Source organism: Acidovorax sp. T1, from assembly GCF_002176815.1.
Classification (GTDB): domain Bacteria; phylum Pseudomonadota; class Gammaproteobacteria; order Burkholderiales; family Burkholderiaceae_C; genus Acidovorax.
Genome location: NZ_CP021648.1, coordinates 1 through 15,241, shown reverse-complemented (window position 1 = coordinate 15,241; position 15,241 = coordinate 1). Strand labels below are relative to the sequence as shown.

At 64.1% G+C, this 15,241-nt stretch carries 11 protein-coding genes; all 11 read right to left on the bottom strand.

The genetic code is table 11. The features are described 5' to 3' along the window. Nucleotides 1-19: 19 nt before the first annotated feature. Nucleotides 20-271, bottom strand: a complete 252-nt coding sequence (locus CCX87_RS00055) for an ATP-binding protein (RefSeq protein WP_087742888.1) — start codon at nt 269-271, stop codon at nt 20-22. A gap of 65 nt (nt 272-336) precedes the next feature. Next, the gene (locus tag CCX87_RS00050; protein WP_087742887.1) at nt 337-738 is read right to left on the bottom strand and encodes a YkgJ family cysteine cluster protein; all 402 of its coding nucleotides are present in this window, start codon (nt 736-738) and stop codon (nt 337-339) included. A gap of 16 nt (nt 739-754) precedes the next feature. Next, nucleotides 755-1,945, bottom strand: a complete 1,191-nt coding sequence (locus CCX87_RS00045) for a Wadjet anti-phage system protein JetD domain-containing protein (protein ID WP_087742886.1) — start codon at nt 1,943-1,945, stop codon at nt 755-757. Further along, nucleotides 1,942-5,286: an ATP-binding protein gene (locus tag CCX87_RS00040; RefSeq protein ID WP_087742885.1), complete on the bottom strand. Its 3,345-nt coding sequence runs from the start codon at nt 5,284-5,286 to the stop codon at nt 1,942-1,944. The genes CCX87_RS00045 and CCX87_RS00040 overlap by 4 nt, the downstream gene beginning before the upstream one ends. Then, nucleotides 5,283-6,041, bottom strand: coding sequence for a DUF4194 domain-containing protein (locus CCX87_RS00035; protein WP_198948150.1), 759 nt, complete (start codon nt 6,039-6,041; stop codon nt 5,283-5,285). The genes CCX87_RS00040 and CCX87_RS00035 overlap by 4 nt, the downstream gene beginning before the upstream one ends. Further along, the gene (locus tag CCX87_RS00030; protein WP_087742884.1) at nt 6,041-7,537 is read right to left on the bottom strand and encodes a DUF3375 domain-containing protein; all 1,497 of its coding nucleotides are present in this window, start codon (nt 7,535-7,537) and stop codon (nt 6,041-6,043) included. Before CCX87_RS00030 ends, CCX87_RS00035 begins: the two co-directional genes overlap by 1 nt. Before the next feature lie 111 nt (nt 7,538-7,648). Beyond that, on the bottom strand, nt 7,649-8,521 hold the full coding sequence (locus tag CCX87_RS00025) for a nucleotidyl transferase AbiEii/AbiGii toxin family protein (RefSeq protein ID WP_087742883.1): 873 nt from the start codon (nt 8,519-8,521) through the stop codon (nt 7,649-7,651). After that, entirely contained in the window at nt 8,502-9,524 is a 1,023-nt protein-coding gene (locus CCX87_RS00020) for a type IV toxin-antitoxin system AbiEi family antitoxin (protein WP_087742882.1), read from the bottom strand. The genes CCX87_RS00025 and CCX87_RS00020 overlap by 20 nt, the downstream gene beginning before the upstream one ends. Nucleotides 9,525-9,821: 297 nt before the next feature. Continuing rightward, entirely contained in the window at nt 9,822-12,437 is a 2,616-nt protein-coding gene (gene gyrB / locus CCX87_RS00015; RefSeq protein WP_087742881.1) for a DNA topoisomerase (ATP-hydrolyzing) subunit B, read from the bottom strand. A 125-nt stretch (nt 12,438-12,562) separates the two neighbouring features. Next, entirely contained in the window at nt 12,563-13,681 is a 1,119-nt protein-coding gene (gene dnaN, locus CCX87_RS00010) for a DNA polymerase III subunit beta (protein WP_087742880.1), read from the bottom strand. Nucleotides 13,682-13,806: 125 nt separating this feature from the next. After that, nucleotides 13,807-15,222 (bottom strand): chromosomal replication initiator protein DnaA, encoded by a 1,416-nt coding sequence (gene dnaA, locus CCX87_RS00005; protein WP_087742879.1) that lies wholly within the window; start codon nt 15,220-15,222, stop codon nt 13,807-13,809. Nucleotides 15,223-15,241: the final 19 nt, after the last annotated feature.

Here is a 15,241-nt window from a genome sequence, read left to right as displayed (position 1 = left end):
TATCCGCTCCACAGCAGTTTCAAACCCCATCACCTCGCCGCGGCGCCACATCCACTGTGCGCACCATGCGGATCGCATCAAACGGGCACCGCAGTGCACACAGCGCGCACCCCGTGCAGCCCGCCGCATCATGCAATTGCGCCCGCTTGGGCCCCCATGCCGAAACTCCTTCAACCTGCAGCGACAGCACATGCGGCGGGCACACCGCCACGCACCAGCCGCAGCCGGTGCAGCGGGCGGGGTCGATGCTGGGCAGGGCTTTGGCGGGCATGGTGCGGGCGTTGCGTGGTCAGACAGCGCCATTGGAAGAATCAGCCGCCGCAGCCACCCATGCCGTCAGGCCGTGCGGCGGCCATAGGCACAGAACCCCGGCTTGGGGCTTTTCTTTTGCGGGTGCAGGCGGCAGGTGTCGGGGCGCTGGTCGTACACCGTGCACAGCCGCGTGGTGGGGTGCAAAAAGTTGCAATCCCCACTGGCCCGCCGCGCCATCGTGAAGACCACGTTCTTGTGGTTGAAGTGGTCAATCAGCCGCGCCTTCTGCAGGCGCTTGGCAATGTGCCGGGGCTCCTCATGCTCGGCCTCGAACGCATCCACCAAGCCGAGCCGCACCAGGTCAGACAACTGCACCTCCAGCGGCATGGTGCAGCAGTTGGCGGCGCAGGTGTCGCACAGGCCAGCGCGGTAGCGGGACCAGGTGTCGAGGCGGTCGACGTTGACGATGGAGATGGGAGAGCGCATGGGGGTGGGATTGTGCCTAATCTCCAGCCGCCCAGGCGCGCACGGCGCGGTGCACGGTGTCTGTGGGCAAGAACTCCTGCTCCAGCCGCCCTTTTTCCTGCGCGCGCAGGTGTCCGTCCAGCCCAGCTTCATCGGGCCCCAACGGGCCGCAGGCGGATGCGGGCGCGTGCACCGGCTCGGCCACGGCCAGTGGCTGGTGGGCGTTGAAGGTGGCGCGGTCCATCAGCAGTGCCCGCAGGTGCGGCACATGGCCACGCGCGATGGCGAGCATGTGCAGGCCCCAGGTGTCCAGGTCGCCCCAGTAGGCCACTTGGCGCTCTTGCAGCCATGGCGTTGCAAGCCACCCCAGGTTGAGCCCCGCGCCCAGCACGGCGATGGTGCCCGCCAGGGGCTGGGGCAGTTGGTGCAGGCTGCGTTCGTTTTCTACCAGCAGGATGCGGCGGGCGGGCAGCGGTGTGGTCAGCAGCTCGCTGGCGCGCACGCGCTGGCGTGCAAAAGGCAGCAGGCCGGGGGCCAGTGGGGTGATGAGCAGCCAGTGGTCATCCTCCGGCAGCGCGCCCAAAAAGCCGAGCAGCCCTTGGCGGCTGGCCTCGCCGTCAAAGCGCTCGTCCAGCAAGGCGGTGAGCAGGCTGGCGTGGCGCTCGAAGAATTTGCTGTCGTTGCCCTGCACGGCCAATGCACGCAGGGGCTTGCCCTGGGCGCAGCCGGGCTCCAGTTGCAGCGCCATGCGTGCGGCGGTGATGACGGCTTCGGTCGGTGTGTCGCGCCACTGCACCAGGCGGCGCACCAGCAGGCGCTGAAAGCCGCTGCGCTCCACCGCCGCGATGAGCGTGCTGAGCCGGGCATAGTCCTTGTGGACCTGTGCATGCCCCGGCACCTTGAAGTGGCCGATGGCCGCCACGCACTGCGAGGGCTTGGCCAGCTGCCAGTGCGTGGGCACGGCGATGGCGTCGCTGCTGCCACGGTAGCGACGCTCTTGCCACTGCACGTTGCCCACGCTGCCCAGGCCGTGCTGCTCCACCGCGCGCCACTGTTGCAGATGGCTGCGCAGCGCGGCGGCGTCACCGATGAAGACAGAGGAGTCGGGTTGGCCGATGGAAAGGGTCAGCGGCCACGCGGCGCCACCGCCCAGAAGCTGGCGCTCGCGCCAATCGGCGCTGTGCCATTGCTGGGCCAGCTTGGCCGCCAGGGTTTGGGGTGATTTCATGCCGGTGATGCATCGTCCAGCGCATCGCCCGTCACCGTTGAAACGGGCGCCGCAGGCGACTCAGGGGGTGCTTTTCTGAATGCATCAATCTCCTCCCAGCGCAACGATGCCAGCGTGGCCTGCGCACCCCGCCGGTGCACCACCACGGCGCTGCGCGTGTGGTTGCGCAGCAGGCGCACTTCCTTGTTGGGCGTGACGAACAGCGCGTGCAAGCCAAACTCACGCAGCGCCTGGATGATGCGCGCGGCCACGGCCTGCGAGCTTTTGGAGAACGCTTCGTCCAGCACGATGGTGCCGAACACGGGGCGGCTGGCGCCGTCGGGGCACAGCGCGTAACTCAGTGATGCGGTGAGCACGTAGCTGGCGATGATTTCTTTCTCGCCCCCACTGCCGCCTTGCGAGCCGGTGCGCCGCTCCAGCATCTGGCCGCTGCCCCGCTCCAGCACCAGCACGGCAAACTGCAGGCGGTAGCGGGCGTCCAGCAGCGCCTGCGCGGCCTTGCTGCGGCGGTTGGTGGCGTGGGTTTGCAGCATCTCCACGATGGCGCGCAGCGCGCGGTAGTGGCTTTGGCCGCCATCGTCGCGCAGGCTTTCGGTGCGCAGCTGGGCCTGGGCGCGGTTGAGCTCTTGCAGGCTCTGGTGCACGACGGCGCGGGGCTCCAGTTGCAGGTAGCGGCCGGGCTGAAAATCCACGCGCCGCAATGTGGCGTTGAGCTGGGCAATGCGCTCTTCAATGTCTGCCACCTGCGCGGCAATGCCATTGAGCAAGGTGTCCACGCCCTGCTGCGAGGTGTTGTTGAGGTATTCCTGAAACCGCTGGCGCTTGTGCGGCAGGGCTTCTTCCTCCAGCACCTGCAGGCGCTGCAGGTAGTGGGGCAGCGCATCCACCTCTTGCCCGTGGTCGGCCAGCGCGCCCCGGTCTTCGGCCTTGGCTTTGCCCATCTGGCGCACGATGTCGGTGTGCAGGGTGTTGAGCTTCTTGCTGGCCTCGGTGGTTTTGGCTTGCACGGCATTGCCTGCGTCGCGCTCCTGGGCTTCGAGGTTGTCGCCATCGAGCGGGGGCAGGCGGTGGCCGGTACTGGTCAGCTGTGCAGCAAAGTCGGCGGCGATCACTGGCGCGTCAGCGCTGCGTGCCTGGTAAGCGCTGTGCTTCGTCTGTGCAGCAGCCTGCAAGGTCTCGTCTTGCGTCTGCGCTGTTTGCAGGTGGCGCAGCTGTTCATCGGCGGTGCGGGTCTGGGCCTGTGCGGCCTCCCAGCGCTGCTGGGCTTGGGCGGTGTCTGAGTCGGGGTGGAGCAGCGCCTGCAGTTGCTGCTCTTTGTGCTGCAACTGCGCATCGGCGGCAGTGGTGTCCAGGTCGTCGTGCTGCAGCGCTTGCAGTGCCGCCCACAGTTGGCGCTGCTCCTGCGCGCGGCGCTGGGTGGCAAGGATTCGGGTCTTTTCGGCCTCCAGCGCTTGATAGTCAATCGCGAGCAGCTCCTTTTGTTGTAGCAAATGCGCGAGCCGGTCGCGGTTGTCAAAGCCTGTCATCCAGTCCTGGTCCAGCCGCTTTTGGTCCTGCTTGTCAAAGTGGCCGGAGTGGCTGGACATCAGCCCCTGCGCCGTCATGGCGTGGGGTGTGCGCTCCAGGGTTTGCACGTCGGGCACGCAGTGGCGGTCCAGGCCAGACAGCAATTGGCGCAGCGTGTTCAGGTGCGCTGTGGGTGTGGCGGGCTTGAGGTTGAGCTTGCGTGCAAAGCCGTCGGCAAGGAACGCCGCAGGCGTGGCATCGCGCACTTCCAGCAGGCGGACATGCAGCTTGTTGTGCCGCTGGTTCACCCATTGCAGCGCGGCGTGCATCGCCGCCTGGGGCACCAGGATGCGCAGGCGGTGGCTGCCCAGCGCACGCTCGATGGCGCCGCGCCACGCCTGCTCTGCTTGGCGCACCTCGAGCAGCTCGGCGGCAAAGGGCAAGTCGCTCTCTGGCAAGCCCAGATGGTCGGCCAGATCGGTGCGAAAGCGCTGGAACTCCATCGGCAGGTTGGAGCCGGGGCGCTGGCGCACAGCGTCGTATTCGGCCTGGGTCTCGGTCAGGCGGGTGTGGGCGTTGTGGGCCTGGGCGATGGCGTGTTCGGCGCTGGCCTGCAGTGCAGTCTGGCGCGCGTCGATCTCTTCCATCGCAGCCTGCGCCTGGGCTTGGTGGCTGGCAAGGTCGCCGGCCCCTGCGTTATCCCCCAGCCCCAGGTTGCGTGCCAGCGCCTGGTACTGCACGAGGTGGTGCTGGATACGCGCCAAGGCCTTGCGTGCGTGGTCGATGTTCTCGCGCAGCACATTGATATTGGCACCGCCCGCTTGCAGGTACAGGCCGTGCAGATCCTGCTCATGCTTGCGCGCCGTGTGGACGCGCTCTTGCGCTTCCAGCAACTCGCCACTGCGGGCAGCGATCTGTGCCTGCAACTGCGCCGCGCGCTGGCCCCACCATTGCACGCCCTGCGCTGCAAACCAGTGCGGCAGTTGCTGCTGCAGCGCCTGCAAGTGCGCCAGGTGCTGGGCCTGCTGCTGCTCGCGTGCGGCCAAATCGCGCAAGGGCAGCAGCGACACCCACTGCGCGTTGGCCAGCTCCAGGTCGGCATGGATGGAGGCCAGCTCGGCAAACCCATCCACCACCTTCTGCGCATCGTCAAAGGCCGAATGGTCGTCCAGCACCAGCTCGCGAAAAATCTCGTCAATGCTGTTGAGCTGCTTGAGGCCTGCCGCACGGTTGAGCAGCGTGAAGGCGTTGGGGCCGACCTCAAAAAAACTGTGCAGCTTGGCCAGGTACGGCGCCTTGCTGCTGAACATCTGCAAGCCGTCGCTGTCCTTGGCCAGCCGCGTCAGTGCCTTGGCACCACCGCTGTGCTGCTCTTCCAGCCACAGGTCCAGGCTGTGGCCCTGCCCCTGCGCAAAGAACCAGCGCTTTTGCATGTCGCCCGCCGACTGGCTGCTGCCGTCAAACCACAGCAGCGCGCCCAGCCAGACGGATTCCTGCCCCGCCGCGCCCTCGCGCACCAGCCGTGCTGCCACGCCGGTGGCGCAGCGGCCGGGCCGCGCAATGTGGTCACCGCTGTCGTTGCCCTGGCCGCTGGCCCCGCGCACATAGCTCACCAAGTCGCGGTCGCTTTCGTGCCCGCCGGTGGAGGCCAGGTTGTAGCGCGGGCTGGCGCACAGCAGCGTCATCAGCGCATCCACCAGCGTGGTCTTGCCGCTGCCCGTGGGCCCGATGATGGCGCTGTTGCCCGGGTCGATGGCCACCTGGTGGCGGCCCGCAAACGCGCCCCAGTTGTACAGGTGCAGCTCTTGCAGGATGAAGGAGGCGTCGGCGCTCATGGCGTGCCCTCGGCGTTGGCTTTGCTGCCATGGGCGCTGCCCTGTTCGGCCACCTCGCGCAGGCGCAGCAGCAGCGTTTGCAGGTTCTCGGGGTTGAGCAGGCGCACGATCATGGGGCGGATGGTGATGCAGTCTTGCGCATCCACCTCCGTCACCATGCCGTGCGTGCGCAGGTTCTCCAGCAACTGGCCCAGGCGCTTGCGCTCTTGCATGTCGCTGCCCGTGCTGCCAAGGTAGGTTTCCAGCTGCGGCAGCAGGCTGTCCACGGTAACGCGCACCACCGCGCCGGTGCCGCTTTCTTGCTCGCGCTGCAAAAACTCGCGCCGCAAAATGGCCAGCAGCAGCGATTGTTCCAGCGTCAGCCGCTGGCGCTTCATCAGCGGGTGCGTCCAGTCGTCCTGCTCGCTTTCGTCGGTGTCGTCGCCCGCGTAGTCGGGCACCACGGCCAAGAAGGCCAGGCCGCGCACGTCGTCCACCACCACGCGCAAGTCCAGGGGCTCCAGCAGCGCATCGAGCAGCGTCGTTTGCGCCGCAATCACGCTGAACAGTTTGGGCTTGGCCGCAGATTCGAGCCAGCCATGGGCCAGCAAAAACTGTAGCGCCTGGCGCACGTTGGACGGGGTTTTTGAAGGGTTTTGTGCTGCTAGCGGGCTTTCAGAAAGCGCGGGCAGCTCTTCTTTTGATAGTGGCTGTGGAGCCTGTTTGTCCACCGCCTGCGCGGCCATGCGGTCAAAAATATCCGGCTCTTGCTCCATCACAGCTCCCACTCCCTGTGCGCCAGTTGCGCGCCATCCAGCGCCACGCGTGGCACCGTAAAGCGCCAGCGCTGGCTGTCGTCTTGTGTGTCGATGTGCTCCTCGCCCGGCTGCAGATCGATACCCGCCTCGCGCGCCATGGCCAGCCACAGCGCAAAGGTCTCCAGGTCGTGCTCTCCCGGGGGCAGTGCCGCGGCCAGTTCGGCCAAGGTCATCGGTTGGCCCCGGTCTGCCAGCGTTTGCAAGGTGCGCTGCACCAGCGCGTCGCGGTCCAGCCCTTCAAACGCCTGCCAGAACTCGACGTCCATCTGGCCCAGGTCGGCGTATTCGGTGGTCAGCAGCAGCGCGGCCTGCTCGCCGCCGTCCAGCGATTTGGCGCGCAGCCGCTCCACCAGCGGCACGCTGCCCAGGGTCACGCCCAGCGGCGGCAGCGGCGCGCTTTGGCGGCGCACGGCCTGGCGTTGCCAGTCGATGCGCAGGGCCTGCTCCAGCACGTCGTTGAGCAACTGGCCCACGCGCTGGTTCTCGGCCGCCTGGCCGGTTTTCATGAACTGGCTGACCTCGCGCTCGCTGCGCGCGCGCACGGCCTGCACCACCTTGGCTTCCTTGATGAGCTGTTGCACCAGCAGGTGCAGCGTGCTGCGCTGCAGGCCATCGAGCGCATGGTCTGTTGCCGGGTGCGCCAGGATCTGGCGGATGCGTTGGCGCATCTCGGTCAGTTCGGTTTGGTTGGACAGCTGTTGGTGGAAGCTGTCGAACACGCGGCCCTCTTGCGTGTTCAGCAAGTTGGCGTGGCCGTCCAGCAGCTGGTCCATCACGGCGCCCCGGTGGTGGCGGGCGCTGATGATGGCCTCGCGCAGCGCACGGTCGGCATCGCGCCACGAATCCTCCACCCGCCGAAAGTCGGCCCGCAGGCTGACCGAGAGCGCATACACCTCGCGAATGCCTTCCACGGCCTGCTCCGCCGTCAACGTGGCGATGCGGCCCGCCTGCACGTCATCAAGCTGCTGCTGCAGGTCCGCGATGCGGCGCTGCAGATGCTCGGTGCGGCTTTGCGGGTCGGGGTTGAGCGCGGCCGCCAGGTTGTCGATTTCGCGCTGCACCACGGCCAAGCGTGACGCGGTGGAAGTCATCATCCGACCATCGAGTTGCGCGATGAAACGCAGCGCGGTCTTGAGCGCATCGGTCTCAAAAACACGCCCCTCACGCTCTACCACCAGCCCGCGCCGTATCCACTCGCGCACCTCGCGCCGGGCCTGGCTCAGGGTGTCGGTGCTGTCGATTTCGAAGTCCACTTCGTTGGCATGAGCGGCCAGCATGTCCGCCAGCGCCTGCACGGCGGCATCAAACGGCACGCCATCGCGCTGGTGTTCAAACAGCGCATCCAGGCAACTCAGCACCAGCGGCGCCCGCCGCGACGCCAGCAGCAGCCAGGCCGGGTGCTGCTGGCGGGTTGCGATGTATTTGTGGGTGCGCTGCTGGTTGAGGGTGGGCATGGGCGACGCCGGAGGTATTCCAATGGCTTCCGCCAAGTATTCATCACTTTTAGAGCGGGAGGACATACACGATGGCAAATCACACGAGCGATGCCGATTCGCGTGTACCCGTTACTGACCGAGCTCACCCAGTTGCTTGAGGAAGCTCGTGCTGAAACCTTTCAGATACTGGGTATACCTCTGCTCGTCTTCGCGGCTGTGCGATACCGCTTTCGCGCGGACGATTTGGTCGATCAGCTCCTGTTGCAGCACCTTGTTTTCAAGGATGGCTTTGGCGATAGCCGCTGTGTCGTTTCCCGACTGCAAAGCCGCATCCTTGCCAAGCAAGTAGGCACCTGCCAATTCAGGGTTGTAGTCGGCGGCTTCCATCAGTTTCGACTCCCTTTCGTAGAGCCGATCCATGTTGTCGGCGGCGGCGTAGTTCTGTGCGATGAACAGCAGATCGGTGGCGTCCTTGTTGGAATATTTCCGACGGTCATGCCATGCGATGAGTTTGAGCACAGCCAAGGATGGAAGGGCGCATGTCTTGATGACTAGCCCCGCGCCAAGGTCTACCACCAGCGCACTGCGAAACGCGTCCTCGAACCCGGCCACGTTGAGCACTACGTCATTGCCTGGAGGCCACGCAATCTCGCCCGCAGGGTGCTCTATACGGCCAAACGGGATCAGATCCAGAGGGATACCTTTTGGAGATCCATAGTGCAGCCGGTGGGGCTTGCCATCCACCGCGTGGAACAAGCCCGTGTCAACCAGCGCATTCTTCAGGTGTTGAAAGCGGTCCCAGTTGTCAAGGTAGAGCCCGAGGTCCACGTCGCGTGTTGCGCGTTTCACCTCCTGCCCGAAGACGTGGGTCAAGGTAATGTCCCGAGCCATGGCGCCGCCCACAAAGAACGGGATGTCCAGAGCTTCGGTGGCGGTGCGCGCCTCTTCCAGGATCGCGCGCAGGGCAGGATCTATGTCGCGGTCAGGAAGCCGTTTCAGCATCGAAGATCTCCTTTCTCAGCAGGCTTGCCACCTCGCGATTGCGGCCATCCAGGCTGGTCATGAGGTCTGCGTAGATCAGCAACAACGGTGCGATGGGCTCAGCGCTAGAACTGGGAGGCGTCCAGAAGGCATCGAGGATTTCAACGGTGCCGTTGGGTTCGGGCCGCAGGCGATGCTGCATCAACAGCCCTCCTCGGTCCTTCCAGCAATAGATGGTGGCCAGCTCGGGCTGGAGATAGGAGGTCTTGAGGGCGGCGCCCACCTCGCCCCCCCAAGCCGCCTCTTCCGGCTGCAGCTTGGCGTCCTTCCACCACCGTCCATTCTGCGGTGCGTACCGCTGAGGCTTGAGCTTGTTGCGCAGTGCGATGGGGTAATTGCGGGCCCACTCCGTTCGCAGGGTGTCAACGGCGAGAAGTCTGCGGCTTTGGGTGTCACCGGGGCTCAAGTGGCCCAGGCGTCGAAGGCCTTCCATAGCCTTTGCTGCGGAGCCAAGTGAGACCCCCGCCTTTGTGGCGATGTCGCGTAGCGGGCTTTCCGGCATGCCGGGTTCAGTCAGCAAAGTGAAGATGACCCGTAAGGCGCTTGCAGACCCCATGACCTCATGGCCAGATCCAACGGGCTCTTGTTCAAGCCGTTGCTTGCCAGTGATGAAGACGTAGCAACCGGGAACGTCGATGAAGGCGTTTCCTGCGGTGTCTATGAAGTTCAACCCGGCCTCCCGGCAAAGTGCGGAATTTTTCTTCGACATGTAGGGAACAACAACAAGCCAACTCGGGTGACGAGAGATTGCTGAACTACGGGTTACCTGTGCTCTCAGGGTTTCAATACGCACAACGGTTTTTACTTCCACCGCGAACCGGTGAGCTGGGCCTTCCTTAAGGCGCAGTGCAAGGATGGCATCCGCATCGCCCGGTGATGAAGGAGCCTCTTCTTCAAGAACCTCCCAGTTCAAAGGGGGGCTGGTGGCCTCAATCGCCTTAGTGAGAATACCGCTGTTGTTCATTTGTACATCGTGTTCATTTCGAATGAACGTGAATAATAAATGAACAAAGGCTCCGCAGAAACTCACCTACGAAAGGTTTACAAAACCTTCCAGCCACCCATTCGTTCAAGTAAGCTGGTGCGTCGCCTGTCTGAGATACACCAGCGGTTGATCTGTTGAGGTTCCCGAAGATACCCGGCCCACACATACTTATCCAAAGAAAAAGGCGCTCAATTTGAGCGCCTTTTTCTTTTCTCTGGCAGTACTTTTGCACTAACTTGGCAAAGTTTGCATGTTCTCTATCGTTTGACAACAAGATCAGACGTCAATATTCCCCGCCCGCAGCGCATTCGTTTCAATGAAATCCCGCCGCGGCTCCACCTCATCGCCCATCAGCATCGTGAACACGCGATCTGCCTCGATCGCGTCGTCGATCTGCACGCGCAGCAGGCGGCGCACGGTGGGGTCCATGGTGGTTTCCCACAGCTGCTCGGGGTTCATTTCGCCCAGGCCTTTGTAGCGCTGGCGGCTGGTGGAGCGTTCGGCTTCGCTGATGAGCCACTTCATGGCCTGGCGGAAGTCGCCCACTTTTTCTTCCTTGCGCTTGTCGCCTTCACCGCGCATCACTTTGGCGCCTTCGCCCAGCAGGCCGCGGAAGGTTTCGGCGGCTTCGGCCAGGGCGGCGTAGTCGGCGCCCTGCACGAAGTCTTGCGTGATGACGCTGCTCTTGATGTTGCCGTGGTGGCGGCGGCTGATGCGCAGCAGGGGCTTGTCGGTGCGGGCGTCAAATTCGCCGGCCACTTCGGCGGGGGCGCCGGTGGTGTTGAGTTCGCGCAGCTTGGCCTGGAGCTGCACGGCGCTGGCTTCGGCTTCGGCCACGGTGTCGAGCTGGAGCGAGACGCCGTCGGCAATCGCGCGCAGGGCTTCCGCGTCCATGAAGTTGCCCAGACGGGCGATGACGCTCTCGGCGATCTGGTGCTTGCGCGCCAGTTCGCCCAGGGTGTCGCCGCTCAGGGTCTGCTCGCCGGCGCTGCCGGTGAACACGCTGGCATGGTTCAGGGCAATGCGCAGCAAAAAGCCGTCGAGCGCGGGTGCGTCCTTCAGGTACAACTCTTCCTTGCCGGCCTTCACTTTGTACAGCGGTGGCTGGGCGATGTAGATGTGGCCGCGCTCGACCAGCTCGGGCATCTGGCGGTAGAAGAAGGTCAGCAGCAGGGTGCGGATGTGGGCGCCGTCCACGTCGGCGTCGGTCATGATGATGATGCGGTGGTAGCGCAGCTTGGCGACGTCGAAATCGTCGTTGCCGGTGCTGCCGCCGGCCTTGCCGATGCCGGTGCCCAGGGCGGTGATCAGCGTCAGGATTTCATTGCTGGTCAGCAGCTTTTCGTAGCGCGCTTTTTCCACGTTCAGGATCTTGCCGCGCAGCGGCAGGATGGCCTGGAACTTGCGGTCGCGGCCCTGCTTGGCAGAGCCGCCGGCGGAGTCGCCCTCGACGATGTAGATCTCGCACAGCGCCGGGTCTTTTTCCTGGCAGTCGGCCAGCTTGCCGGGCAGGCCCATGCCGTCGAGCACGCCCTTGCGGCGCGTCATTTCGCGCGCCTTGCGGGCGGCCTCGCGGGCGCGGGCGGCTTCCACGATCTTGCCGCAGATGATCTTGGCGTCGGCCGGGCGCTCCTGCAGATAGTCGGTGAGCAGCTTGCCCACGATGTCTTCCACGGGCGCGCGCACTTCGCTGCTGACGAGCTTGTCCTTGGTCTGGCTGCTGAACTTGGGCTCGGGCACCTTCACGCTCAGCACGCAACAGAGCCCTTCGCGCATGTCGTCGCCGCTCACTTCAACCTTGGCCTTCTTGGCGAACTCGTTTTCTTCGATGTATTTGTTGATGACGCGTGTCATCGCGGCGCGCAGGCCGGTCAGGTGGGTGCCGCCGTCGCGCTGCGGGATGTTGTTGGTGAAGCACAGCACCTGCTCGGTGTAGCCGCTGTTCCACTGCATGGCCACTTCCACGCCGATGTGCGTGCCGGGGATGCCGCCATAGGTTTCGGCCGGGCGCTCGCCCGCCGCGTAGAACGAGGTGGGGTGCAGAACGGTCTTGCCCTTGTTGATGAACTCGACAAAGCCGCGCACGCCGCCGGCGCCCGAAAAGTCGTCTTCCTTGCCGCTGCGTTCGTCTTTCAGGCGAATGCGCACGCCGTTGTTCAGAAAACTCAGCTCGCGCAGGCGCTTGGCCAGGATTTCATAATGGAAATCGCTGTTTTCCTTGAAGATTTCGGTGTCGGGCAAAAAGTGCACTTCGGTGCCGCGCTTTTCGGTGTCGCCGATGACCTTCATGGGCGAGACGTCGACGCCGTCCACCTGGTTGATGATGCGGTTTTGCACAAAGCCCTGGCTGAAGTCCAGCACATGCACCTTGCCTTCGCGGCGTACTGTGAGGCGCAGTTTTTTGGAGAGCGCGTTCACGCAGCTCACGCCCACGCCGTGCAGGCCGCCCGAGACCTTGTAGCTGTTCTGGTTGAACTTGCCGCCGGCGTGCAGCTCGGTCAGCGCGATTTCAGCCGCCGAGCGCTTGGGCTCGTGCTTGTCGTCCATCTTCACGCCGGTGGGAATGCCGCGGCCGTTGTCGGTGACGGAAATCGAGTTGTCGGAGTGGATGGTGACCACGATGTCGTCGCAGTGGCCGGCCAGCGCTTCGTCGATGGAGTTGTCCACCACCTCGAACACCAGGTGGTGCAGCCCCGTGCCGTCGCTCGTGTCGCCGATGTACATGCCGGGGCGCTTGCGCACGGCCTCCAGCCCTTCCAGGATGGTGATGGCGCCTTCGCCGTAGCTTTCGCTGGCGCCGGCCTGGTTGGTGTCGATCTTTTGCACAACGGGCTCACCATTGCCGGTGGAGCCGTTTTCGGTGGGCTCGGGTTGCGTGTTGTCAGCGGTCATGGTGGGCCTTGGGATCCGTGGAAACCGGCGGTTTCCAATGTGTTCAATGATAAAAACGGGCTCTAGCGCTTATCCAATAAGCGCTAACAGCTATCAAAACAATAGTGTTTTGTGGTAATGGTGCGTCAGATGCGCATGGGCATGACGACGTACTTGAAGTGGGCGTTGTCGGGGATGGTCATCAGCGCCGAGCTGTTGCCGTCCGACAGCTCCACCTTCACCATGTCCTGGTCCATGTTGGCCAGGGCGTCGATGAGGTAGGTGACGTTGAAGCCGATTTCGATGGAGTCGCCGCCGTAGTCGATGTCGAGCTCGTCCACGGCCTCTTCCTGCTCGGCGTTGTTGCTGGCCACGCGCAGGGTGCCGGGCTCCAGGTTCAGGCGCACGCCCTTGAACTTGTCGCTGGTCATGATGGCGGTGCGCTGCAGGCTGGCCAGCAGCGGCGCGCGGCCCAGGGTCACGCTGTTGGTGTGGTTGCGCGGAATTACGCGGTTGTAGTCGGGGAACTTGCCTTCGACCAGCTTGGTGACGAACTCCATGCCACCAAAGGTGAACTTGGCCTGGTTGTTGGCAAACTGCATTTCGATGTGGGGCTGGTTGTCGCCGCCCGCATCCGACAGCAGGCGCTGCAGCTCGATCACCGTCTTGCGCGGCAAAATCACTTCTTGTTTGGGCACTTCCACATCCAGCGTGGCGCTGGCAAAGGCCAGGCGGTGGCCGTCGGTGGCCACCAAGCTCAGTTGCTTGCCTTCGGCGACGAACAGAATGCCGTTGAGGTAATAGCGAATGTCCTGCACCGCCATGGCAAACGAGACCTGGCTGAGCAGGTCCTTCAGCGTCTTTTGCGGCACGCTGAACACGGGGCCAAACGCCGCCGATTCCTGCACTAGCGGAAAGTCTTCGGCGGGCAGCGTCTGCAGCGTGAAGCGGCTCTTGCCGCCCTTCAAGATGAGCTTGGACTGGGCCGATTCCAGGCTCACGGTCTGGTCGCCGGGCATGGTGCGCAGGATGTCGATGAGCTTGCGCGCGCCCACGGTGGTGGTGAAGTCGCCGGTGTCGCCACCCAGCTCGGCCGTGGTGCGGATCTGGATTTCGAGGTCGCTGGTCGTCAGTTGCAGGGCGTTGCCCGTCTTGCGGATCAGCACATTGGCCAGGATGGGCAGGGTATGCCGGCGCTCCACGATGCCGGAGACCGATTGCAATACCGCGAGAACCTTGTCTTGTGTTGCCTTCAAAACGATCATGTCAACCTCTTGTGGTTTTGGGGACGGTGTGTGGACAGCAGCACAGATCGTGCCTCCTCCCTGCCGCATAAACCGCCATTTTGCCTGTTAACCGGGGCGCCCCCGCTGGGGTTGCACCACCTGCATCAACCCTTGAGCGTTTGCTCCAGCACATGCAGCTGCTGGTTCAGTTCGGTGAGTTGCTGGCGCTCGCCAGAAATCTTGCGCACCGCATGCAGCACCGTGGTGTGGTCGCGGCCGCCAAACAATTCGCCGATTTCCGGAAGACTCTTTTGCGTCAGCTCCTTGGCCAGGTACATGGCAATCTGGCGCGGCCGGGCAATGCTGGCCGGGCGCTTCTTGCTGTACATGTCGGCGACCTTGATCTTGTAATAGTCGGCCACCGTTTTCTGGATGTTTTCCACAGAAATCTGCCGGTTCTGGATGGACAGCAGATCGCGCAGCGCCTCGCGGGCCAGCTGGATGGAGATTTCTTTCTGGTTGAAGCGCGAATAGGCCAGGATCTTGCGCAGCGCGCCTTCGAGCTCGCGCACGTTGGAGCGCACGTTCTTGGCCACGAAGAAGGCCACTTCCTCGGGCATTTCGGTGCTTTCGGCGCGGGCCTTGTTGATCAGGATGGCCACGCGCATTTCGAGCTCGGGCGGCTCGATGGCCACCGTCAGGCCCGAATCAAAGCGCGAAACCAGCCGCTCGTGGATGTTGGGCAGTCCCTTGGGATAGGTGTCGCTGGTCATCACGATGTGGCTCTTTTTGGCCAGCAGGGCTTCGAACGCGTTGAAGAACTCTTCCTGCGTGCGGTCCTTGTTGGCAAAAAACTGCACATCGTCGATCAGCAGCAGATCGAGCGAGTGGTAGCGCTCCTTGAACTCGTCAAAGGTGCGGCGCTGGTAGGCCTTAACCACATCCGACACGAACTGCTCGGCGTGGATGTAGAGAACTTTGGCGTCGGGCTTGTCCTGCAGCAGGCGGTTGCCCACGGCGTGCACCAGGTGGGTCTTGCCCAGGCCGACACCGCCGTAGATGAACAACGGGTTGTACAGATGCCCCGGCATGCCCGCCACATGCATGGCGGCCGAGCGCGCCATGCGGTTGGCCGTGCCTTCCACCAGGGTTTCGAAGGTCAGGGCCGGATTGAGCCGGGTGCGAAAGGCGCCCGCCGGGGCTTCATCGCTGCTGTGGGTGGACGCGTCAGAAGGGGCAGCGGCTGGGGAGGCTGCAGGCCGGATGTAAGTGCGAGCAACAGCTTCCCGCTGAGCAAGCGCTAACTCCAGCGTGACGGGCTGGCCATAGATGGCTTCCAGCAGGGCGGCGATGCGGCCCGCATACTGGGCGCGAATCCAGTCGAGCTTGAAGCGGTTGCCCACCAGCAGCGTGACCTTGGAAAAGTCTTCGGCCACTTGCGCTACCAGGGGCTTGATCCAGGTGTTGAATTGCTGCTCGGGCAGGTCTTGGGCGAGCTGCTCTACGCAGGCCTGCCAGAGGCCCTGGCCGGCATCGGCGCCGGGCTGGCCCATGGGGCTGCGATGGGATTCCTCGGTCATTTCAGGGGGCATTCTTATT

Coding starts and splice junctions, on each gene's coding strand:
- CCX87_RS00055 (WP_087742888.1), bottom strand. CDS start 271: ATGCCCGCCAAAGCCCTGCCCAGCATCGACCCCGCCCGCTGCACCGGC.
- CCX87_RS00050 (WP_087742887.1), bottom strand. CDS start 738: ATGCGCTCTCCCATCTCCATCGTCAACGTCGACCGCCTCGACACCTGG.
- CCX87_RS00045 (WP_087742886.1), bottom strand. CDS start 1,945: ATGAAATCACCCCAAACCCTGGCGGCCAAGCTGGCCCAGCAATGGCAC.
- CCX87_RS00040 (WP_087742885.1), bottom strand. CDS start 5,286: ATGAGCGCCGACGCCTCCTTCATCCTGCAAGAGCTGCACCTGTACAAC.
- CCX87_RS00035 (WP_198948150.1), bottom strand. CDS start 6,041: ATGGAGCAAGAGCCGGATATTTTTGACCGCATGGCCGCGCAGGCGGTG.
- CCX87_RS00030 (WP_087742884.1), bottom strand. CDS start 7,537: ATGCCCACCCTCAACCAGCAGCGCACCCACAAATACATCGCAACCCGC.
- CCX87_RS00025 (WP_087742883.1), bottom strand. CDS start 8,521: ATGCTGAAACGGCTTCCTGACCGCGACATAGATCCTGCCCTGCGCGCG.
- CCX87_RS00020 (WP_087742882.1), bottom strand. CDS start 9,524: ATGAACAACAGCGGTATTCTCACTAAGGCGATTGAGGCCACCAGCCCC.
- gyrB (WP_087742881.1), bottom strand. CDS start 12,437: ATGACCGCTGACAACACGCAACCCGAGCCCACCGAAAACGGCTCCACC.
- dnaN (WP_087742880.1), bottom strand. CDS start 13,681: ATGATCGTTTTGAAGGCAACACAAGACAAGGTTCTCGCGGTATTGCAA.
- dnaA (WP_087742879.1), bottom strand. CDS start 15,222: ATGACCGAGGAATCCCATCGCAGCCCCATGGGCCAGCCCGGCGCCGAT.